This window comes from Kutzneria viridogrisea DSM 43870 (assembly GCF_000525635.1).
Taxonomy (GTDB): Bacteria; Actinomycetota; Actinomycetes; order Mycobacteriales; family Pseudonocardiaceae; genus Kutzneria; species Kutzneria viridogrisea.
In genome coordinates, this window is sequence record NZ_CP007155.1 from 2,693,666 (window position 1) to 2,715,203 (window position 21,538).

Here is a 21,538-nt window from a genome sequence, read left to right on the forward strand (position 1 = left end):
CTTTGGAGGTAGTTTCCGTTGCGATTCCGCCGTGTGACGCGCGTGCTCGCCCTCGGGCTGGCCGCGCTGGGCATCGGCCTGTGCACCATGCCCGCGCAGGCCGAGCAGTCCGCAGGCACCACCTGCCAGGACCTGGACCTGCCGGTGACGCTGGTGGGCACCCAGCAGACGATCTACGGCAAGCTGTGCACCCCCGCCGGCGCGCACACCGTCCAGGTGCTGGTGCCGGGGGCCTCGTACAACAGCAGCTACTGGGACTACCCGTACACCCCGGAGACCCGGTCCTTCCGGCTGGCCATGAACCGGGCCGGGTACGCCACGCTGACCCTGGACCGGCTGGGCACCGGCCGCAGCAGCCGCCCGGCGAGCCTGCTGCTGACCTCGTTCAGCCAGGCCGACGTGGTGCACCAGGTGATCCAGGCGCTGCGCGCGGGCCGTGGTGCGCCGCGGTTCGGCAAGGTGGTGCTTGGCGGGCACTCGGTTGGCTCGGCCATCACGATCATCGAGGCGGGCACCTGGCACGACGTGGACGCGGTGCTGGTCACCGGGCTGACGCACGGCATCAACGCGCTCGGCGCCGTGCCGATCGTCGGCTCGCTGATCCCGGCGAAGCTGGACTCCCGGCTGGCCAAGGCCGCCGGTGACCTGGGCTACCTGACCACCGCCCCCGGCACCCGGTACGCCTCCTTCCACAAGCCCGGTCTGCCGGTGCCCGGGGTGGACGAGGCCGACGAGGCCACCAAGGACGTGTTCGCGCCCGGCGAGGTGGTGGACACCGTGTTGCTCGGTGCGGTGCTGCCCTACTCGCGCAAGATCAACGTTCCGGTGCTGCTGGTGATGGGCAACGACCCGGCGTTCTGCGGCGGGCTGACCGCCCCGGACTGCGGCAGCGCGGAGAGCCTGCGCAAGGCCGAGGCCCCGGACTACTCGGCGGCGGCCCAGTTGCAGACCTTCGTGCTGCGCGACTACGGGCACGCGCTCAACCTCGCCCCGGACGCCCCGCTCTACCAGGCCGCCGTCGCGAGGTGGGCGGACACCACGGTCGGGCACTGAGCTCTCGGCGCCCTCCCCGCGAGGACCTGGGGAGGGCACCGACGTCAGTGCGGCTGCTCCACCGGGATGCCCCGGTCGGCGGCGGCCTTGGCCAGCGCGCGGTCGTAGGTGATGAACGAGGCCAGGTCGGGGCCGATCTCCAGGGCGCACACCAGGTGTATGGCGTCCAGCGAGCCCAGGTGCGGGTCATCGGCGAACATGCCCGCGCGCAGCAGGGTGTCGGTGTCCACGACGAGCTGGTCCACGCGGTCGAGTACCTCGGCGGCGGCGGTGAGCCGCTGGTCCAGCACCGCCGGTTCGACCCGCAGTTCGCGCTGCGCGGTGTAGCAGCTGCGACGCACCACGCGGATCACCTCGGTCAGCGCCAGCTCGGAGGTGACGACCTCCTCGTCGTGCCCGCGCAGCCGGGCGAGCAGCGCCGCTGTCTCCTGCTCGGTGATGACCAGCTTCACCAGTGCGCAGGAGTCCAGGTAGATCACGAATGCTCCTGCTGACGCATCCGCAGCAGCACCTCGGACAGCGGCTCCTCCTCGGCGGCAGGTGCCAGTGACTTCAGCTCGGCCAGGCCCGGCCTGCGGCGTGGGCGCAGTCGCCCGGAGGCGATCAGTTCGGCGCGCAGCCGTTCCGCGGGGGTCAGCGGCACCAGCCAGGCCACCGGCACGCCGTTGCTGGTGACCGGAACCGGCCGGTCGAAGGTCCGCACGTGCTCGGCCGTCAGCTTGCCCAGCTCCCGCATCGTCAGGGTCAGCTGTGCCTGCTCCTCGGTCACGGTGGCGTCCACTCGCCGAGAGCCTTGGTCCAGCCTTTCCACGGGGGACATGCCCGACACTTTAGCACTGCGTGGGGCCGTGTGCCCGAGTGTCGGGCACGGTCTGGAACGCCGGGCGCTGTGCGAGACTTCCCGCATGAGTGAGGTCGGTCGCCGTTACCTGCAGGAACTGATCATCGCCGAGCTGGCGGTGAGCCCCGGCTTCGATCCCGCGCAGGAGGTGGAGTCGCGCGTGGGCTTCCTGGTCGACCAGCTGACGAGCTCCGGTGCGCGCGGCTACGTGCTGGGCATCAGCGGCGGGGTGGACTCCAGCACTGCGGGCAGGCTGTGCCAGCTGGCTGTGGAGCGGGTGCGGGCGCAGGGCGGGGACGCCAGGTTCGTGGCCATGCGGCTGCCCTACGGGGTGCAGCAGGACGAGGCCGACGCGCAGCGCGCACTGGCGTTCATCCAGCCCGACGAGGTGCTGACCGTGGACGTCAAACCGGCCAGTGACGCCATGCGCGACTCGGTGCTGGCCAGCGGGGAGTCCTTCGGTGAGCGCGCGGACTTCCTGCACGGCAACATCAAGGCCCGCCAGCGCATGATCGCCCAGTACGCGGTGGCCGGGGCCCGCGGCGCGCTGGTGGTCGGCACCGACCACGCCGCCGAGGCGGTGATGGGCTTCTTCACCAAGTACGGGGACGGGGCCTGTGACCTGACCCCGCTGACCGGGTTGACCAAGCGCCGGGTCCGCGCGCTGGCCACCGAGCTGGGCGCCGACCCGGGGATCGTGCACAAGGTGCCCACCGCCGACCTGGAGACCGACACGCCCGGTCTGCCCGACGAGCAGGCCTTCGGCATCACCTACGAGGACATCGACGAGTTCCTGGAGGGCGGCGAGGTCTCCGCGCACGCCTACGAGGTGATCGTGTCCTGGCACCGGCGCACGGTGCACAAGCGCGCCGTGCCGATCGCCTTCGCCCCCGGTGGCGGCCACGCCGAACCGGCACTGGTCTAGGCCCGGCCGAGGCACCGGCACGCGGGGCCCCACAGCCCCGCGTGTCGGCGCTTCCCGTACGGCGTGTTCGCGTTTCGCGGGCGGTTTCCCAGTCGGTGGGAGCATGTGCGGCAAGCGCGAACACGCGGCACCGCAACGTCCGACACGCGGGGGTTGGCCGGTGCTGGGTCAGGCCCAGGGGAGGCGCTGCGAGAGGACCCGGCCCAGCACGCCGAGCTTGGTGCCCAGCACGTCCAGTGGGCGAACCCCGTGCTGTGCCAGGAAGAGCTTGGAGGCGCGGCGGTCGACGAACCAGGGGAAGACGCTGGCCGGGTCCTCGAAGCCGCCGAACAGCGCGGTGCCGATCGAGGGGTGCCGCGAGGCGGCCAGCATCACGTCCCGCTGGAAGTCCCGCAGCGGCTCGAGCAGCAGCTCGCTGAACTCGTTGACCAGCCTGCCGTACTCCCAGAACTGGTCGAACTGCTCGGTCAGCCACGCGGCGTCGAAGGGCCGTTCGCCGCGCGCGGTGATGCGCTGCGCGAAGAAGCGCGCCATCCTGGTCGCGTTGTTGGCGCCCTGCCCGGCGATCGGGTCGTTGAGCACCACCGTGTCGCCCAGTCCGAGCACGTGCCGCCCGGACGGCAGCACCGCGACGGGTTCGCGCACGGTCGGTGACACCGCGCCGGTGAGCCAGCACTGGTCACTGGTCGGCGTGGCCGGGTCGAGGACCTCGTTCTCCCAGGGCAGCAGTTCCCGCACGACCCGGCGCAGCGCCGCCACGGCCTGACCCGTGCCGCGCACCCCGGCGAACCGGTCGGCGGGACCGCCAGGCACCGCCTCCAGCAGCACGTTGCGACAGGGGCCGACGTCCTTGTCGTAGAAGGGGATCCAGAACACCTCGACCACGCCGGGCACGAAGGAGAAGCGCAGTTCGTTGGCCTGCGGACCGCTGTCCAGCCCGCAGTCCCGCAGGCACATCATGAACAGCGCGCGCCGCGGCCCCGCGCCGCTGCACCGGGACCGGTCGGGCCGGAACAGCGCGCCGACCGGGCCCTGCCTGCCGGTGGTCACGACCACGAGGTCGTGCGTCGCGGCGATCTCGTCCAGGCGCTGCGGGGTCACCGTCTCGATCACCACCCGCACCCCGCGCAGGGCCAGCTCCCGCATGCCGTGCGCGAACTTCAGCCGCTGGTCCACCGCCAGCGCCGGGGTGCGCATCGGGGCGTTCACCGACAGCGCGACCATGCGGCCCGCGATGCCAAGGTCCAGCCGGGCCGTGGTGATCGGCGGCGCCTGCTCGCGCCAGAAGTCCAGTCCCAGCTTGCGTTCGTAGGCGACCTGGTCCCCGAACAGGCAGGCGCTCGGCCTCGCCCGCCCGGCGAGGTACTGCTCGGGTGTGCGATCGGAGTACAGCGTGACCTGGTGCCCGTCCCGGTGCAGTGCCGCTGCCAGCACGACGCCCGCCTGTCCCGCACCGACGATGCCGATCGACCGCACAGCTGCCTCCCCGTGGCGCTGGTCCGTTCGCTCGATGGTTGCGGTATTCGGCCCTCTGTGGGATGCGACATCCGGGTGATCATCCGGTGACCCCCGTGCAGACATCGGGTTGATCATGGCTGGTTATCTTGACCTGGCCTGGATTTCTGGTTAGACATCGGAGGTCTGATTCACCGTGGCTGCGCCGCCCGGCTGCTGACTCCCGACAGGAGCGGTTGATGTCGCTGCCCATCTCCCGGCGGACCCTGTTGGCCGGCGCGGCCGGACTGGCCGGGTCGCTGGCCTTCCCGATGCCCCCGAGCCCACCCGGGCTGGAGGACACTATGGCCGCCGATCCGGCGTGGGCGGCCTACCTCGGCGACCTGGACCCGGTGTGGCGCAAGGTGCCGACGAGCTTCTACCAGGCGCCGTTCCTGGGCAACGGCGGACTGGGCGCGGCCGTCTACCAGACCGGCAGCGCCAAGCGCCTGGCCTTCAAGCTGGGCGACAGCAGGGTGCGCGACCACCAGGGCACCGGCGGCACGAACTTCGGCAACGCCCGGCTGCCGGTCGGCGAGCTGACGCTGAGCACCGCCGGGGACCTGACCGCCGTGGACCTGCGACTGTCGCTGTTCGACGCCGAACTGTCCGGCACGATCACCACCTCCAAGGGCGTGCTGGGCCTGCGCGCCTTCGTGCACGCCACCAGGGACGTGCTCGTGATCTCGGTGAACCCCAAGTCCGGCAACGAGAAGGTGGCCTGGACCTTCACGCCCGCGTTGGCGCGCAGCCCGAGGCTGGACTTCAAGCCCGCGCCGGAGGGGCTCAGGACCAACCCGCCCGCCGCGCTGGCCGGGACGACGTGCACCCAGAACCTCGTCGCGGGCGGCCAGACCGTGACCAGGTGGCAGGGCACGAACACGCTGCTGGCGACGGTGGTGCACAGCTTCCCGGCGCGCGACGCGGCGGCGCAGGCGGGCAGGAACCTCGGCGCCGCAGCGGATCTCGGTCTGGACGGGCTCACCCAGGAGCACCGCCGCTGGTGGCACGCCTTCTATCCCAAGAGCTTCGTGTCCGTGGCCGACACCAGGCTGGAGAGCTTCTACTGGATCCAGCTCTACAAGCTGGCCAGCGCGACCCGGCGCGACCGCCCGGTGCTGGGCACCTGCGGGCCGTGGCTGGAGCCGACCCCGTGGCCGGGCACCTGGTGGAACCTCAACGTGCAGCTGGAGTACTGGCTGGTCAACGCCACCGGGCACACCGAACTGGACTCGCTGACCGCCTCGCTGGACGCCCACCGGGACAACCTGGTGGCCAACGTGCCCGCGCAGTACCGGTCCGACTCGATGGCCATGGCCCGCACCAGCCAGGAGGACCTGGCCACCGGCACCGCCCCGGTGCCTGGCGGGGACGGGGACCCCGAGGTCGGCGACCTCACCTGGGCACTGCACAACGCCTGGCTGTCCTACCGGCACAGCATGGCTGACGGGGTGCTGCGGGACCTGGTCTTCCCGTTGCTGCGCAAGGCGATCAACTACTACCTGCACTTCCTGACCAAGGACCCGGGCGGCACCTACCACCTGCCGAGGACCTTCTCCCCGGAGTACGCGTCCACAAAGGACTGCAACTACGACCTCGCGCTGATCCACTGGGGCTGTGCCACCCTGCTGGCCGCGAACAAGCGGCTCAAGCTGGGCGATCCGCTGGCCGCCAAGTGGCAGGACGTGCTGGACCACCTGGTGAAACCCCCGCAGGACGCGACGAACGGGTTCTGGATCGGCGCCGACGTGCAGCTGACCTCCTCGCACCGGCACTACTCGCACCTGCTGTGGTTCTACCCGCTCTACCAGCTCGAGGTCACCGACAACCCCGCGAACCGCGCGGCGCTGACCAGGTCGATGGCGCACTGGCTGGGCTACACGGGCGCGCAGCAGGGCTACACCTTCACCGGGTCGGGCTCGATGTACGCCGTGCTGGGGGAGGGCGACAAGGCACACGGTCAGCTGTCCACCCTGCTGGACAAGTACGTGCAGCCCAACACCATGTACAAGGAGTCCGGGCCGGTGATCGAGACGCCGCTGTCCGGGGCCCAGACCATGCACGACATGCTCGTGCAGAGCTGGGGCGACACGATCCGGGTCTTCCCCGCTGTGCCAACGGCTTGGGCGGAGGTGACCGTCCACAACCTACGGACCGAGGGCGCGTTCCTGATCAGCGCCGTGCGCCGGGCGGGGCGGACCCAGTTCGTGCGTGTCCGCAGCCTCGCAGGGGAGCCGTGCCAGGTCGTGCCGGGCGACCTGGCCGGCCCCTACGAGGTGCGCTCGCTCACCGACGGCAGCGCCGTGCCCTGGCAGCCGGGCAGCGGCGGCTCCCTGCGGCTGCCGCTGTCCCGTGGCGATGACGTGGTGATCGTGACCAGGGGCACCGACCCGCGGCTGCGGATCGCCCCTGCCGCGAGCAACACCAAGCGGTACTGGGGACTGCCCTGATCAGGCGGGCTCGTCGATGCTGAGGCCCTCGGTGCCGGTGATCCGGTAGCCCACCCCGCGCACGGTGTCCAGCATCGCGGCCGCCGAGCCGAGTTTGCGGCGGATGCGGCGCACGTGCACGTCCAGCGTGCGGGTGTGCACCTCCTCGGGCAGGCCCCAGATCTCGGCGAGCAGGGTGGTGCGCAGGTGCACCCGGTTCGGCCTGCGGCACAGGAACAGCAGCAGGTCGAACTCCAACCGGGTGAGGTCGACCAGCGCGCCCTCGTGCTCGACTCTGCGGTCGGCCACGTTGATGCGCAGTCGCGAGCCCAGCGGTCGCCGGGGCGCCGGAACCGTTGGTGCGGTGGGGATCGACACCGTGAGCGGGTTGCCGCCCGCTGCGGTGCGCACCGCCTCGACCACGCGTGCGGCCAGGTCGGGGGCCTGCCCGGCGTCGGTGGTGATCCGGATCAGCACGCTGACCTCGGCCGTGGCCGCGGTCGGGGTGCTGCTGGGGGAGAACTGGTACGGCATGGCGGCTTCCTCTGGCCAGGCGGACGGGGGTGGGGCCTCGCGGTCAGCGACAGCCCTGCACCACGACACGCGCGAAGTCCACGTGCCGCCGTCTGGTCAGCGATGTCATCACAGCAGCGATCGGACCAAGTTCCGCCCGGCCTGTCAACGGCCACCCACCATGTGGAACACCTTGTGGACCACCTTCACTCGCCTGCCGTCCAGGTGTGCTGGGCCAACCGGGCCACGTCCTGGTCCGGGTGGGCGCGCAGCTGCCGCAGCACCGCGCGCCAGGGTGGGGACCAGCCCGCTCTCGGCCCGCAGCGGGCCGCCAGTGCGCGGGCGAACAGCCCGCCCGCCCGGTCGACGCGCTCGGCCAGCCGCTGGGCGTGCGGCAGCACCAGCGCGGGGTCCACCTCGTTCGTGCTGTGCGCCAACGCCTCGGCGACCTCGGCGGTGGCCAGTGCCCCGCCCAGCTCGCGCGCGGCCAGCCGGTCCACGTCCGGCTCGTGCCAGTCCAGCGTGGCCGCGTGCAGCCGGGCCGCCAGCGGCTCGGGCAGCACCTCGTCCAGCGCGGCGATCGCGTCGGCGGCACCGGCGCGGTCCCACTCCGCGAGCTGGATCATCCGGGTCACCAGCAGGTCGAGTCGTTGGCGTGCGGGCAGATCCCGCTCGCGCTCGGCGTCCGGGCTCGGCGGTGCACCCCGCAGGGAGTCCACAGTGGACTGGAGCAGCTCGGGCTCCGCGCAGGCCAGCAGCCCGAGCACCGCCCCGCGCCAGCGGTCGGTGGTGCTCAGGTCGGTGACGCGCCGCGCGAGCAGGCGCGCCGCCCCGGGCGCCCACGGGGCCCAGTCGGCCAGCCGCAGGGTGGCCCGGTCGCGGGCGTGCGGATCGGCCGAGTCGGCCACCCGCGCCACGATGCCCGCGTACCACTCGCGCCAGCCCGGCGCGATCCGCAGCGGCTGCCGGTTCACCGCACGCACGGCCACACTGCCCTGCATCGTGCTGGCCTCGCTGAGGATGTGCCGTGCCGCCGGGTCCTCCAGCAGCTCCAGGCAACTCGCCGCGATCGTGCCCAGCACGTGCTCGTGCTGCCCGTGCGCGCCCCAGGCCGAGGCGAGCAGGTCCACCGCACCCGGCACGCGGTTGTGCGCCAGCAGCCGCACGGCCTGCTTGCGCACGCCCACCCCGCGGGCGGCCAGCAGCGGGGCCACCGTGCCGCCCAGCCGGTCCGGGCTGATGTGCCGGGCCGCCCTGGTCACGCAGTAGACGGCCACGTGCGCGTCCGGCCCCTCGGTGCTGGCGAGCAGGTCGGCCAGCACCTCCTGCGGGCGGGTCGTGCGCCCGGCCGCGGTCAGCGCCGCCCGCCGCACCACCTCGTTGGCGCAGCCCAGGTAGCGGCCCACCTGCTCGGCCCCGGCCCCGGGCACCTCGCCGATCGCGAGCACCGCCCTGGCCCGCTGCCGGTCGGGCGCCGACTCGCCGCCCGCGTGCAGGTGTTGCAGCTCCACGTAGGCCGCGCGCTGCATGCCGGTCCAGCGGCGCAGCCGGGACCTCGGCGCGCTGGGCACGTAGATCACCTTGCGGTCCCAGAACCGCCCGCCCGGCGGCCGGCCGGACAGCCCCAGGTAGAGCAGATCGGTGCGGGAGTGCGCGATCACGTCGAACACCTCGGGCACGGTCACCGCGGACCGCTCCCTGGTGAGCACCTCGGCCACCCGCTCCGCCCTGGTCCCCGCGGGGGCCAGCCAGTGCGTCACCGCGCGCCGGACCACGCTGTCCCGCTTGGCCTGCACGGCCTGGGCGAGCCCGTCCTGCAACCGGGGCACGCCGTGCGCCCGCCTGCCCAGCGACTCGACCAGCGCGAACAGCAGGTCGTACTCGCCACGTGCCTGCTCGGCGTCCAGGTACCTGCCGAGCCGGTCGACCAGGGCGTGCTCCTGACCCCGCGGCAGCACCTGGTCCAGCCGCCCGAGGTCCACCGGCCCGCCGTGCCCGGCCACCGCCGCCAGCGTGTCCAGGGTGAACTCCACCAGTCCGCGCGCGGCCAGCTTGCCCGCGAGCTCCGCCAGCGCGCCCAGGATGCTCGCCGAGCAGTCCCGTGCCGCGAGCGCGTCGCGCACCAGCCCGGTCAGCGCGGGCACGTGCTCGGGGCGCAGCTGTTCCGCGGGCAGCCTGGCCAGCGCGTTCAGCACGACCAGCCGCACCGGCTCCTGCTCGCCCGCGAGCCGGTCCAGGTCGGCGAACAGGCTCGTCAGCGCCTCGGGGTCACGGGTCCGGCCCGCGCACCGCACCAGCAGCCGGTAGCCCAGCGCGCGGTCGGCCGAGTCCGTGCTCCGGGTCAGCTCGCGCAACCGAGGCGCGCTCTGCTCGTAGGGCAGCGCGGAGACGACCGTCGCCAGCCGCAGCGGCTGGTCGGTGACCGCGCGCAGGCGGCTCATCCGTTCAGCCTCGCGGACCCGCCGCGCGTGGGGCAGCACGTCGAGCAGTTCGGGGTCGAGCACCGCCGTGCTCAGGTCCACCCCGTCCATGGCCGCGTCGAACACCGCCTCGCGCTCGCTGGGCGGCACGGCGCCGAGCAGGCTGACCAGTGCCGAGGTGTCCTCACGAACCGCGCGGGCCACCCGGTGCACGCCGCCCGCCCTGACCAGTTGGCGCCGCACGGCCCTGCGCCCCACCAGCTCGGTCAGCTGCGAGCGGTGCTCGGGTCTGGTCAGCAGGGCGACCGCCCGCGCCGGATCGGCCGCGATCAACGTGCCGATCCGGTGGCTGACCAGCCGGTCCGCCGGTCCGCCCGTCCAGCTCAGCTCCAGCAGCCGCAGCACGCGCAGCGGGTCGTGGTCCACGGTGGCCGCGATGCCCGCGCCGCGCTCGTGCCACCAGGTGGTGAACTGCCCGCGCGGCAGCTCGGCCAGCTCGCGCTCGGCCTGGTCCAGCACGGCCCCGGGGTGCCTGCGCGCCAGTACCGGCCAGTTGCGCACCGCGTGCGCCAGTTCGGGCAACAACCGGGCGGCCTGCTCGGCACCACAGCCCGGTAACAGGATGGCTGCCTCGGCATCGCCCCAGCGGGTGCGCACCCGGTCGATCAGCTCGTCGGCCAGCGCGGTCCTGCGGTGCGTGCGGATCGCCTGGTACAGCGCGGTGCGCACGCCGCGCGGGGCCTGGTCCACCAGGTGGCCCACCTCCGCGCCCAGTCGCACCGACAGCGCGATGGCCCGTATCGCCAGGTCCGCGTCGGGGTCGGTGGTCCGCGCCGCGAGGTAGGCCAGCGAGGCCCTGTCCCTGGTCGCGACCGCGATGCGCAGGCCGAGACAGCGCTCGTAGTAGCCCAGTCCGGACAGCTCGGACAGCAGTTCGGCCAGCTCCGGTGTGTCCGCGAGGTGGCGGCACAGCGCAAGCTGCTGGCCCCGTTCTCGATGGGTCAACGGCTCGACGGTCTTGATCAGGTCCTTCACCCGCACTCCACCCATGCTGCCCGAACCGGAGTCTTCGCGGGGTCAAGAAATCCGCCGCAAACCAGGACAGAACCTGACCGCGTTGACTCCTAGAGTGGTGTTTGTCGAGGTCAACGAACTGTGGGAGGACAACCATGCCGGCACTGGTCGAGACGGTCGCGGACGAGCGGACCGCTCTGCTTGCCTTCCTGGCCGAGCAGCGCGCCGGGCTGCGCCGTGCGGTGCTGGGGCTGGACGAGCGGCAGGCCGGTCAGCGGCCGACCGTGAGCGCGCTGACCCTGGGCGGGCTGATCAAGCACGCGGTGCACGTGGAGCGGTTCTGGATCGACGAGGTGCTGCGTCAACTGCCCGCCGGGGACAAGCCCGACTGGGCCGCGCAGTTCGAGATCGGCGCCGAGGAGGACCTGCCCGGTTGGCTGGCCGCCTACAAGCAGGCCGCCGCGCACACCGAGCGGATCGTGGCCGAACTGCCCACCCTGGAGGTCACCGCCCCGCTGCCGCGGGCGCCGTGGTTCCCCGAGAACGCCGTGCGCAGCGCGCGGTGGATCCTGCTGCACCTGATCGAGGAGACCGCGCGGCACGCCGGACACGCCGACATCCTGCGCGAGTCCCTGGACGGCAGGACCGCGTACGAACTGATGGCAGCGGCCCAGTAGGACATGTCATGAAAGTGCCGTTCGAGACATCTAGTGTCTGGAACGGCACTTTCATGACACGGTTGACAGGCCCTGGGCACCCTGCCAGGGCGGGAGGTGGAGCCATGTCCGTCGGGGATCGGATCAAGGCCGCGCTGGCACAGCCCATCCGGTCGGAGGACGAGGACACCTTCGACATCCACGAGGCACTGGCCGAGGTCCTCGCCTCCGCGGGCTTCACCGCGGCCGACTGCGGGGGCACCGTCGAGTTCCTCGGCGCGGACCCCGTCGTGCCCAGCGTCGTGCGGCTCGGCGCCGCGCCCGCGATCGGGCTGGTCGCGAAGTCGGTGGCACTGGCCGCACTGTGGCGTCACCGCGGCGGACCCGGCCAGGACATCAGCATGGACCTGCGCCAGGCCCCGCACCGGCTGTGCCCGTTCTACGACCGGAAGTGGGAGAAGCTCAACGGGCTGAGCCCGGAGAACACCGGCGACCCGCAGAGCCCGCTGTCGCTGAGCTTCTACCGCGCCGGTGACGGGCGGTGGGTGATGCCGCTGAACATCTACCCGAAGCTGAAGTCCAGGACGCTCAAGCTGCTGCGCACCCACGACGAGGCCACGGCCATCGCCAACGCGGTCGCCCGCTGGAACGCCGCCGACCTGGAGGAGGCGGGCGCCGAGGCGGGCATCGTCATGCCGATGCTGCGCACCACCGAGGAGTTCCTGGAGACCGAGCAGTTCCGAGATGTGCTCGCGGACCTGCCGCTGATCGAGATCGAGAAGATCGGGTACTCCGCGCCCGAACCGCTGCCCGCGGGCGCCACCCAGCCACTGGACGGCGTCCGCGCACTGGGCATGGGGCATGTCATCGCGGGCGCGGGCATCGGCCGGGCCCTGGCACTGCACGGTGCGGACGCGCTCAACCTCTGGCGCCCCACCGAGTACGAGAGCGAGCTGATCTACGCCACCGCGAACGTCGGCGTGCGATCGTCCACACTGGACTTCGCCCGCAGCCCCTCGGCCATGGCGCGGGTACACGAGCTGCTGCGCACGGCCGACGTCTTCTACGCCAACCGCCGCCCCGGCCTGGTGGCGGGCCTGGGCCTGTCGCCCGAGCGGGCCGCCGAGATCCGCCCTGGCATCATCCACACCACGGTCAGCCTGCACGGGGAGCGCGGGCCCTGGGCCAACCGGGTCGGCTTCGACCAGACGGCGGGCTGCGTCACCGGCATGATGACCCTGGAGGGCACCAGGGACCAGCCCGTGCTGCCGCACATCATGGTGGTCAACGACTACCTCGTGCCCTGGCTGGCCACCACCGGCATCGCCGCCGCCCTGATGCGCCGCGCCACCGAGGGTGGCAGCTACCGCGTGCACATCTCGCTGACCCGCATCGCGTTGTGGATCATCAGCCTGGGCGTGTTCGACAAGCAGTACGCGCACTCCGTTGCCGGGACCGGCGAGCGGCACGCCTACCTCGACCCCGAGACGTTCACCGCCGAGACCCCGCTCGGGCACTACCAGGGCGTGACCGACCAGGTGCGCATGTCCCAGACCCCGGGCGAGTACCGGACCGTGCTGGTGCCACGCGGATCGAGCCGCCCGGAGTGGCTGCCGCGCGGGTAGGTGGGGGTTGCGCCCACCAGGCCGGGACTCGCGTGTGGCTGGGCGGGGTTCGCGTGCGGGTGAGCGGGATTCGCGTGTGGCTGGGCGGGGTTCGCGTGCGCCAGAGCGGGGTTCGCCTTCGACCGGGCGGGACTCGCGTGCGGGTGACCGGGGTTCGCGTGCGCCAGAACTGGTTTCGTCTTCGACTGGGCGGGACTCGCGTGCGTGCGGGCGGGACTCGCGCGCCGCTGGGCGGGACTCACGTGAGGCTGGCCGGGACTCGCGCCCGCCAGGCCGGGATTCGCGTGCGGGTGACCGGGACTCGCGCGCCGCTGGCCGGGACTCGCGCCCGCCCAGGCCGGGGTTCGGCCCCGCCAGGCCGGGACTCGCGTGCGGCTAGTGACTCGCCTCAGGACCTTGACCGTGTCTCGCCGCCGACCACCCAGCCACGCCCGCCGACGCGGGCCGTGTCGTGAAAGTGCCGTTCAGGACATCCGGTGTCCTGAACGGCACTTTCATGACACTGCGGCCTCGGCCCGGACCGGATACCAGGTCAACGATGCGCGACGCGCCGCTAGTCCAGGTGGGAGGTCTCGTTGAAGCCCCGTACGACCCAGCGGGGGCCGGTCACCACCAGGCGGGAGATCGCGCCGTTGTCGCTGCCGGTGAACGCGAACGGCTCGGACCCGGTGGCCATCGCCAGCAACTGGCCGATCGCCCCGCCGTGGCTGAACACGGCCAGCCGCTGGCCGGGGTGCGCCGCGGCGAGCCTGCCCACGGCCGCGCGGAGCCGGTCGGCGAGCCGCTCGGTGGGCTCGGCGCCCGGGATCACGTCCCAGCGCTGGGTTTCCCGCATCCGGACCGCCAGCGGGTGCTGCTCGGCCACCCGCTGGCGGAACAGGCCGCCCTCCCACTCGCCCAGGTGGACCTCGCGCAGGTCCGCCTCCACCCGGGGCGCCAGCCCGAGTCGTGCGGCGAGCGGGGCGGCGGTCTGCACCGTGCGGCGCAGGTTGGTGACGTAGATCGCGTCGAGGTGCTCGGCGGCCAGCCGGTCGGCCACCGCCTCGGCCTGCCGCAGGCCCTGCGGCGCCAGCTCGGGGTCGCCCTGCCCGCCGACCAGCGGGAAGGGCCGGTCGGTGCGGGCGGGCTCGGACTCCCCGTGCCGCACCAGGACCAACTCGGTGGACCCTGGCGGGGCCTGGAAGCGCGGTTGCCGGTACTCGGTGGTCACGTCATGGGAGGGTAGTTCAGCGTCCGCCCGCCCAGACCTGGTCGAGCACCTTGCCCGCGGCGTCCTTGGCGGTCACCTGGTAGCGCGCGTCCTGGGCGGTGATCAGCCCCCACACCGCGAAGGTCCGGTTGCTGATCACGGCCTGGCGGTCGGGCTGACCCTGCTGGCTCAGCGTGATCGAGGCGACGGCCTCGTCGTTGACCACACCCACCAGCGCGGACACGTTCAGCTTCGGGTCGCGGTCCGGCTTGATGTCGACCATCAGGTTGTAGCCGCGGAAGACCGTGCTCGCGACCGGCACCCGCTCAGTGGTGTCCAGTGTGTAGAACAGCGGGCTCGAATGGGAGTCGCAGACCCCGAGCACGCTGCCGTAGCGGCCGAGCTGGATCGTGTGTCCGGGCATCGTGTCGATGAGGGCGCCCGGCTGCCAGTTGCCCGCGTCGGCAGGTGGGTGCAGCGAGGCCGCGTCCAGGCAGGAACCCAGCCGCCGACCGCTGTCCGAGGTGCGCTCGCCCGGCGGCTTCGGCTGGTCCACCGTGGCTTGCGCCTTCGGCGGCAACTCGGCCTCGCGGAACCGCTGGGTGAGCCCGCTGACCGTGTCCTTCAGCACGAGGTCCCCGCCGGACATGGCGTTGGGCGCCAGGAACAGCGAGGCCGCCACCAGACCGGGCACGGCCTCGCTGAAGCCGCCCGAGTGCTCCCGGATGAGCGACACGTCGCGCACCCCGGGGGTCAGCACGCCCGCGAGGCTGCCGTTCGCGGTGCGGAACAGCACCTGGCCCACCCCTTCGTGCGGGTAGTCCGCGACGGGCGTGGACAGGCTGACCGAGCTCGCGGTGAGTTCGCAGAAGAACGGGCCTGTCGGGCCACGGAAGGCGATCAGGGTCACGCCGTCGAGGCTGCTCGTGACGATCGGCTGCCACTGGTCCCGCGGCGGGTGCACGCTGGTCGCGGCCCGCCCGCAGCGCTCGGAGTCCAGTGCGGCAGCCCAGCCCTCGTGGGCGTTGTAGCTGTTGGCGCCCGCGCCGCCACGCGCCCAGGAGCTGGTGGTCGTCGTGCTGGCCGCGCCAGGGGACAGCTTGTCCGCGTGCTGCAAGGTGCTGGCCACCACGGTGGCGCTCGCCGCCAGCACGACCACCGAGGCCGCGATCAGCAGCGGCGCCTTGCTGGCGCGCGGGCGCTGGGCGATCCCGCTGAGGATGCGCTGCCGGGCGCTGTCGCGCACCGAGTCGGGCAGCGGCAGGTCCGGGAGGTCGAACGGGTCAGTCATCGGACTCCTCCCCGGTGAGCTTGCGCAGGCGAGAACGGGCACGGGACAGTCGGGAACGGACGCTCACCTCGGTGATGCCCAGCAACTGGGCGGCGTCCTCGGTGCTGACCTTGCCGAGCAGGCACAGCTTGACGGCCTCCCGCTCCGAGGCGGGCAGTTCGTCCACCGCGGCGAGCACCCTGGCCAGCCGCTGCCTGGTCGCGGCGTGCTCGGCCAGCTCCTCGGCGTGGTCGCGGCCGACGTCCTCGCTGAGCAGCTTGGGCACCAGCCGCAGGAACCTGCCCAGCCGCCGGTGCTCGTTGCGCGCCATGTTGGCGGTCACCGTGTACAGCCACGGCAACGCGCTGTCCCGCACCAGCACCACCTCGGCTCGCCTGCGCCACGCCGTCAGGAATGTGGTCGACAGCAGGTCCTCGGCCGCGGCCCTGGAGGCGGTCAGCCGGTACCCGTAGTTCCACACCGCCTTGGCGTGCCGCTCGTAGAGCACTGTGAACGCCGAGTGGTCGCCGACCGCGACGAGCTCCCAGAGCTCCCGGTCCGACCTCGCCTCGGAAGTGCCCACCCCGAGTGGATCGGCCAGTGCATTCACCCCCCGAATCAACGCTGTCACACCTGGTTGTGGTCGGTCCGCCATCGGAGTTGCGTGTGATCGGGGTCACAATGATTGACGAGTGTGGTTCAGACCACACACACTGACCGTACCGCCTCCACCGCCTACGTGTGAGGACGGACCATGCGCCGACGAAGCGCAACCACCCTGCTGGTGGCCCTGCTCTCGCTGCTGTTCATCCACCCTGTCGCCACGGCCGCACCGGCCGCGTTCACCCATCCCGGTGTGCTCGTCAGCCGCGCCCAGCTCGACTTCGTGCGCGGTCAGGTCACCGCAGGGGCCCAGCCCTGGAAGTCGGCCTACGACCAGATGCTGGCCAGCCCGTACGCCTCGCTCTCGCGTACCCCCAAGCCGCGCGCGGTGGTCGAGTGCGGGCCGTACTCCAACCCGAACATCGGCTGCACCGACGAGCGCCAGGACGCGCTGGCCGCCTACAGCCTGGCCCTGGCCTGGTACGTCACCCGTGACAGCCGGTACGCCGAGAAGGCCATCGCCATCATCGACGCCTGGTCGGGCACGATCACCAGTCACACCAACAGCAACGCGCCGTTGCAGACCGGCTGGGCCGGTTCGGCCTGGCCCAGGGCTGGGGAGATCCTGCGCTACAGCTACACCGGCTGGTCGGCCGCCAGCATCGGCCGGTTCTCCACGATGCTGCGCAACGTCTACCTGTCCAAGGTCATCGGCGGTAGCAACAGCAACGGCAACTGGGAACTGGTCATGCTGGAGGCCGCCGTCGGGATCTCGGTGTTCCTGGACGACAAGGCCAGCTACGACAAGGCGATGGCCAAGTTCCGCGACCGGGTGCCCGCCTACGTCTACCTGTCCAGCGACGGCCCGCTGCCCAAGACCACCCCGGGCAGCGGCCTGAACACCCGCGACAAGATCATCAGCTATTGGCAGGGGCAGAGCACCTTCACCGACGGGCTCGCCCAGGAGACCTGCCGCGACTTCACCCACACCGGCTACGGGCTGGCCTCCATCTCCGACGTGGCCGAGACCTCCCGCATCCAGGGCGTGGACCTGTACTCCACCGACGTCGGCGAACGGTTGCGCCAGGCCCTGGGCTTGCACGCCAAGTACGAGCTCGGCGCGGCGGTGCCCTCCTCGCTGTGCGGCGGCCACCTCAAGCTCGGCCTCGGCCCGGTCACCGAGGTCGGCTTCAACGCCCTGCACACCAGGCTCGGCATCGCCATGGCCAACACGCAGACCCTGACCGAGCGCAACCGCCCCGCGGGCACCAACGCCCTGTTCGTCGCCTGGGAGACCCTCACCCACGCCAACAACCCGAACTAGGCTGGGGTGCCATGAAAGTGCCGTATGCGGCATCAGATGCCGCATACGGCACTTTCATGGCATGTCACTGCGCGCGGAATCCGCCGGTCACCACGCGCTGGGGCTTGTGCGGGAAACGCCGCCGGGCGTACTCCTGCGCGGCCGAGCCCTCCTGGACGTAGAGCGGTTCCACCTTGTCCTGCAAGGGTTTGAGCACGGTGGCGAGGAACTCCTTGCGGTCCTCGAGGTACGGGTTGATCACGTCCTCGCCCGCGGGGCACACTGCCATGCAGTAGGCGGCCTTGTAGTTCGGCTTGAACGACAGGCTCTGCCACATGCTGGCGTTCTCGGCATCGGTGACCCGCTCGCGGAACTCGGCCCCGCTGCCGCTGTCGGCGACGGTCTCCACCCATTCGGTGAAGCCGCCCATGAACTCGCGGTAGTTGTGCGTGGCGCAGGCCCTGAAGTCGAAGGCCCCGTCCTTGGCGATGGCCCCGATGGGGCAGGCCGCCACGCACAACTTGCACTCCAGGCACGGGTTGTAGTCCAGGCGCTGCCCGTACTCGCTGACCTCGGCGTCGACCAGGATCGTGGCCAGCAGGACGAAGTTGCCGAATCTGGGGTGGATCACGTTGCGGTGTATGCCCATCGCGCCCATGCCCGCGGCGACGGCCACGGTCTTGTGGGCGACCACCCAGATCCGGCCGGGGTAGCGGTCCATCTCCATCGGGAAGGTCGCGGAGGGGTTGAGCGCGCGGTACCCGGCGTCCTCCAGTGCGCGCACGACCTCGCGGGCCGCGTCGTTGATGACCTCGCCGGTGCGGTGGAACTCCTGGTTGGCCACGCTGCGGGCCGGGGTGCGCACATCCTCCCGGTTCATGCGCGCCACCAAGGAGATCAGGGCCTTCGTGCCGGGCATCGCGGCCAGGGCGTGGGGTTTCTCCCCGGCCAGGTCGGGGTGGTCCAGGGACACCGCGGCGGCGTCGTCCGCGCCGCAGGCAAGGCACAGCTCGCGCAGCCAGGCGGCGTCGATCACCGGCGGCGGCTGCCGCGTGCCCCTGGCCCGCACCGCGCGCACGGTCGGGTGCTCGGCGAGCTTGGCGGGCAGGCCTTGGCCCATGGCGGCCACCTCCAGTGAGTTCGATTGTCCAACTCACGGTCCCATCGAGTGGGTTGGAAATCAAGACTCACTGGAGGGTGGCCGCCGTCACGCTCACTCCTCGGCGTAGGACTGCGCGGTGACCTTGCGCAGCACCGGCCCGCAGGCCACCGCCGCGAGCAGCGCCACCACCAGGCCCAGCACCACGGGGGTGAGCAGCCAGGGGCTGAGCACGGCCTGCTGCCGCAGCAGGGTGAGCAGCCCGCTGCCGACCAGCACCCCGGCCACGCTGGCGCCGACCGTGGCCACCAGCGCGGGCAGCATGGCCTCCCAGCGCAGCGCCCTGGTCAGCACCCGCACCGGCGTGCCCGCGGCGATCAGCCCCCCGAAGGTCCGCCGCCGATCCACCACCGACCCGGCCGCGGCCACCCCGGCGCTGACCCCGCCGAGGATCGCGGCGATGGACAGCCCGATCACCGTGGCCCGGCGCAGGTCACCGCTGATCGTGTCGGCCCTGCCCTCGTACTGCCCGTTGCTGTACAGGCTGACCCCGGGCAGGTTGCGCGCCAACAGGGTGTGCACCGCGGCCTGGTCGGCGGCCTTGCTGGCCACCGCCACCGTGTCGTACACGGCGGTCAGGCCGGGTAGCAGCGCGGGATCGATCAGCACCGCCGAGGAGCGGCCCGGGTGGTACTCGCGGATCTGGGTGCCCGCGGGCAGCGCGACCGGCGTCCGCTCCGAGCCGCGACCGTACTGCCGGAACTCCAACGGCTCGCGCCGCTGGTACGGCACGTACACCGCGGGACCGGGCTGGCAGTCGGTCCCCGAACCGCCGAAGACCTTCGCGGCGTCCTGGCAGGTCACCACCATGGCGGACATGCCGCGCTCGGCGCTGCCCAGCGTGCCCTCGACGATCGGCACCACCGCCGCGTCGATGCCGCGCGCCCGCAACTGGTTGCGCAGGGACTCGATCTGCTCCGGGGTGGACCCGCCGGTGTTGGCGACGAACACGTTGTCCCGGATAGTGCCGTCGGTGTGGCCGATGCGGGCCTCGATGCCGGGCAGCATCACCAGCGCCATCGAGCCGGTGAACACCGCGAGCACCACACCCGCCGAGGCGCGGAACGCCGCCTTCGGGTCGTCGCGCAGCCGGCGCCCGGCCAGCAAGGTCGCCGGAGACCGCCAGCGGCTGGTGAACAGCTTGCCCACCAAGGAGGTCACCAGCGGACCGGCGAACACCAGCGACATGGCCACGAAGGCCAGGCCCACCAGCACGACCAGGGTCGTGCCGCCCTGACCCCTGGCCACGTTCAGCCCCATCACGAACACCACGGCCGCGGCCACGACCACCAGCAGCCGCGCGGGGTTGGGGCCCTTGCGGCCCACCTGCTGCGCCGCGCCGAGCGGACGGCTCACCACCCGCCGCAGGCCCAGCACGGCAGCCGCGACCACCAGGGTCGGCGCCAGCACGGCGACGGCCACCAGCAGCGCCGGGTTCGGTGTGAAGTCGGTGGGGAACCACGGGCCGCCGTCCCAGGAGATCAGCGCCGTGAGCGAGCGCAGCGGGAAGTCCAGCGCGATGCCCAGCACCGTGCCCACCACCGCGGCGATCGCCGTCTCGGCCGCGGTCATCGACACGACCTGTTGCGGGGTCGCCCCGGCCAGTCGCAGCGCCGCGAGCCTGCGCTCCCGCCTGGCCGCGGTCAGCCGCGCGGCGGAGGCGACCAGCACCAGGCAGGGCGCGACCAGCACCACGAGCCCGATCTGGGTCAGCAGCACCAGCAGCTCGTCCACCGTACCGGTGCCCGGCTTGGACTCGAACCCGTCCACGGGCGAGCCGCCGGGCAGCTCCGCCGGCTTGTGGCCCACCATCGCCACCAGCTCGTCGGGGAAGCGCAGCGCCTCGTCCCCGAACTGGCCGATCACCTTGCCGGGGAAGCGATCCGCCAGCTGGTCCGGGGGCAGCGAGGCCGCCAGCTTCGCCAGACCGGGGGACAACAGCACCTCGCCGGGCCCGGGCAGCCGCGGGATGCCCGCGGCCACCGGCACCTGAGACTTCAGCGCCGCCACGTCCAGCCGTTCGATGCGCTGCCCGTTGTAGTCGTCCCTGGTGTTGACCACCAGCGCCGCAGCCGAGGGGTTCGCCGGGCCACCCACGCCGACGGAGGTGCGCCAGGTGACCCGGTCGGCCCGGGACTGCATGGCGTCCGGCCCCGCTCCCAGCCACAGGACCACCGCGACGCCCACGGCGACCCCCAGCGCCATGAACACCGCCGACACCCTGCTGCGCGAGTCGGCGCGCAGCACCTTCAACGCCAGTTGCACCGGGTTCACGCGGGCACTCCCGTCGCGATCAGGCCGTCTCGGATCTCCACAACGCGGTGCGCCCGCGCGGCGATCGCCGGGTCGTGCGTCACGATCACCACGGCCGCGCCGGTCGCCGAGGCCGCCTCCAGCAGCGCGCTGACCGTCTCCTGGCCGGTGCGCGTGTCCAGCGCCCCGGTCGGCTCGTCCGCGAAGATCACCTTGGGCCGGTGGGCCAGCGCGCGGGCGATGGCCACCCGCTGCGCCTGCCCGCCGGACAGCTCGCCCGGCCTGCGCGAGGACAGGCCCAGCAGCCCCAGCTTGGCAAGCCACTCGCCCGCCGCCGCCATGGACTCGCCCTTCGCGCGGCCCGCCAGCAGCATCGGCAGGGCCACGTTCTCGTCCGCGGTCAGCTCGGCCACCAACATGCCGGACTGGAACACGAAGCCGAACTCGGTGCGCCGCAGCTTGCTGCGCTCGGCCTCGCCCAGCCCGGAGATCGGCCTGCCCGCGAGGAACACCTCGCCGCCGTCCGCGGGCAGGATGCCCGCCAGCACGTGCAGCAGCGTGGTCTTGCCCGAGCCGGAGGGCCCGACGATCGCCAGCACCTCACCCGCCCCGATGGAGATGTCCACCCCCGCCAGGGCGTGCACCTCCCCGTACCGCTTGACCACAGCCCGCCCGATCAGGATCGGTTCCACCACGTCGTCCTCCTCCTCGAACCGTTCGGGGGCAATACTGCCCAGTGGAGGGGCTCGCCCGCCTCGGCCGCCGGGCCGGTGATCACCTCGGGCGCATCG

The 21,538-nt window shown here is 72.4% G+C and carries 17 protein-coding genes; 6 read left to right on the forward strand and 11 right to left on the reverse strand.

What is annotated here, in order from left to right; translation table 11 throughout:
- Positions 1–33: 33 nt before the first annotated feature.
- Complete coding sequence (locus KALB_RS12285) at positions 34–1,053, forward strand: alpha/beta hydrolase (RefSeq protein ID WP_025356011.1); 1,020 nt, start codon at positions 34–36, stop codon at positions 1,051–1,053.
- Positions 1,054–1,097: 44 nt separating this feature from the next.
- Here the strand turns inward: KALB_RS12285 and KALB_RS12290 are convergent, their stop codons facing one another.
- Both KALB_RS12290 and KALB_RS47555 read right to left on the reverse strand, forming a co-directional pair.
- The gene (locus tag KALB_RS12290; RefSeq protein ID WP_025356012.1) at positions 1,098–1,532 is read right to left on the reverse strand and encodes a type II toxin-antitoxin system VapC family toxin; all 435 of its coding nucleotides are present in this window, start codon (positions 1,530–1,532) and stop codon (positions 1,098–1,100) included.
- The gene (locus tag KALB_RS47555) at positions 1,529–1,873 is read right to left on the reverse strand and encodes a hypothetical protein (RefSeq protein WP_158510740.1); all 345 of its coding nucleotides are present in this window, start codon (positions 1,871–1,873) and stop codon (positions 1,529–1,531) included. Before KALB_RS47555 ends, KALB_RS12290 begins: the two co-directional genes overlap by 4 nt.
- Before the next feature lie 85 nt (positions 1,874–1,958).
- Between KALB_RS47555 and nadE the strand changes: the two genes are divergently transcribed.
- Positions 1,959–2,819: an NAD(+) synthase gene (nadE, locus tag KALB_RS12300; protein ID WP_025356014.1), complete on the forward strand. Its 861-nt coding sequence runs from the start codon at positions 1,959–1,961 to the stop codon at positions 2,817–2,819.
- 168 nt (positions 2,820–2,987) lie between these two features.
- Here the strand turns inward: nadE and KALB_RS12305 are convergent, their stop codons facing one another.
- Positions 2,988–4,295, reverse strand: coding sequence for a styrene monooxygenase/indole monooxygenase family protein (locus tag KALB_RS12305; RefSeq protein ID WP_025356015.1), 1,308 nt, complete (start codon positions 4,293–4,295; stop codon positions 2,988–2,990).
- Between the two features lie 218 nt (positions 4,296–4,513).
- On the opposite strand from KALB_RS12305, the gene KALB_RS12310 reads away from it, so the two are divergent.
- The gene (locus KALB_RS12310) at positions 4,514–6,763 is read left to right on the forward strand and encodes a glycosyl hydrolase family 95 catalytic domain-containing protein (protein ID WP_030108361.1); all 2,250 of its coding nucleotides are present in this window, start codon (positions 4,514–4,516) and stop codon (positions 6,761–6,763) included.
- Here KALB_RS12310 and KALB_RS12315 read toward each other — a convergent pair whose 3' ends face one another.
- Both KALB_RS12315 and KALB_RS12320 read right to left on the reverse strand, forming a co-directional pair.
- Entirely contained in the window at positions 6,764–7,276 is a 513-nt protein-coding gene (locus tag KALB_RS12315) for a winged helix-turn-helix domain-containing protein (protein WP_025356017.1), read from the reverse strand.
- A 185-nt stretch (positions 7,277–7,461) separates the two neighbouring features.
- Entirely contained in the window at positions 7,462–10,710 is a 3,249-nt protein-coding gene (locus tag KALB_RS12320; RefSeq protein ID WP_025356018.1) for a hypothetical protein, read from the reverse strand.
- Between the two features lie 134 nt (positions 10,711–10,844).
- Here KALB_RS12320 and KALB_RS12325 point away from each other — a divergent pair, with 134 nt between their 5' ends.
- Both KALB_RS12325 and KALB_RS12330 read left to right on the forward strand, forming a co-directional pair.
- Positions 10,845–11,366 (forward strand): DinB family protein, encoded by a 522-nt coding sequence (locus KALB_RS12325; protein WP_025356019.1) that lies wholly within the window; start codon positions 10,845–10,847, stop codon positions 11,364–11,366.
- 104 nt (positions 11,367–11,470) lie between these two features.
- The gene (locus KALB_RS12330; RefSeq protein WP_025356020.1) at positions 11,471–12,970 is read left to right on the forward strand and encodes a CoA transferase; all 1,500 of its coding nucleotides are present in this window, start codon (positions 11,471–11,473) and stop codon (positions 12,968–12,970) included.
- Positions 12,971–13,523: 553 nt separating this feature from the next.
- Here KALB_RS12330 and KALB_RS12335 read toward each other — a convergent pair.
- The 3 genes from KALB_RS12335 to KALB_RS12345 are packed head-to-tail and all read right to left on the reverse strand — an operon-like array spanning position 13,524 to position 16,012.
- Positions 13,524–14,180: a histidine phosphatase family protein gene (locus KALB_RS12335; protein WP_025356021.1), complete on the reverse strand. Its 657-nt coding sequence runs from the start codon at positions 14,178–14,180 to the stop codon at positions 13,524–13,526.
- Between the two features lie 16 nt (positions 14,181–14,196).
- On the reverse strand, positions 14,197–15,450 hold the full coding sequence (locus KALB_RS12340) for a hypothetical protein (RefSeq protein ID WP_025356022.1): 1,254 nt from the start codon (positions 15,448–15,450) through the stop codon (positions 14,197–14,199).
- The gene (locus tag KALB_RS12345; protein WP_025356023.1) at positions 15,443–16,012 is read right to left on the reverse strand and encodes an RNA polymerase sigma factor; all 570 of its coding nucleotides are present in this window, start codon (positions 16,010–16,012) and stop codon (positions 15,443–15,445) included. The genes KALB_RS12340 and KALB_RS12345 overlap by 8 nt, the downstream gene beginning before the upstream one ends.
- 171 nt (positions 16,013–16,183) lie before the next feature.
- On the opposite strand from KALB_RS12345, the gene KALB_RS12350 reads away from it, so the two are divergent.
- Complete coding sequence (locus KALB_RS12350; protein ID WP_025356024.1) at positions 16,184–17,356, forward strand: alginate lyase family protein; 1,173 nt, start codon at positions 16,184–16,186, stop codon at positions 17,354–17,356.
- A 64-nt stretch (positions 17,357–17,420) separates the two neighbouring features.
- Here KALB_RS12350 and KALB_RS12355 read toward each other — a convergent pair whose 3' ends face one another.
- The 3 genes from KALB_RS12355 to KALB_RS12365 form a co-directional block, all read right to left on the reverse strand.
- A complete protein-coding gene (locus KALB_RS12355) occupies positions 17,421–18,455 on the reverse strand; it encodes a (4Fe-4S)-binding protein (RefSeq protein ID WP_025356025.1) in 1,035 nt (344 codons plus the stop codon).
- A 93-nt stretch (positions 18,456–18,548) separates the two neighbouring features.
- Positions 18,549–20,768, reverse strand: a complete 2,220-nt coding sequence (locus KALB_RS12360) for an FtsX-like permease family protein (protein ID WP_025356026.1) — start codon at positions 20,766–20,768, stop codon at positions 18,549–18,551.
- Positions 20,765–21,442: an ABC transporter ATP-binding protein gene (locus KALB_RS12365; RefSeq protein ID WP_025356027.1), complete on the reverse strand. Its 678-nt coding sequence runs from the start codon at positions 21,440–21,442 to the stop codon at positions 20,765–20,767. The genes KALB_RS12360 and KALB_RS12365 overlap by 4 nt, the downstream gene beginning before the upstream one ends.
- Positions 21,443–21,538: the final 96 nt, after the last annotated feature.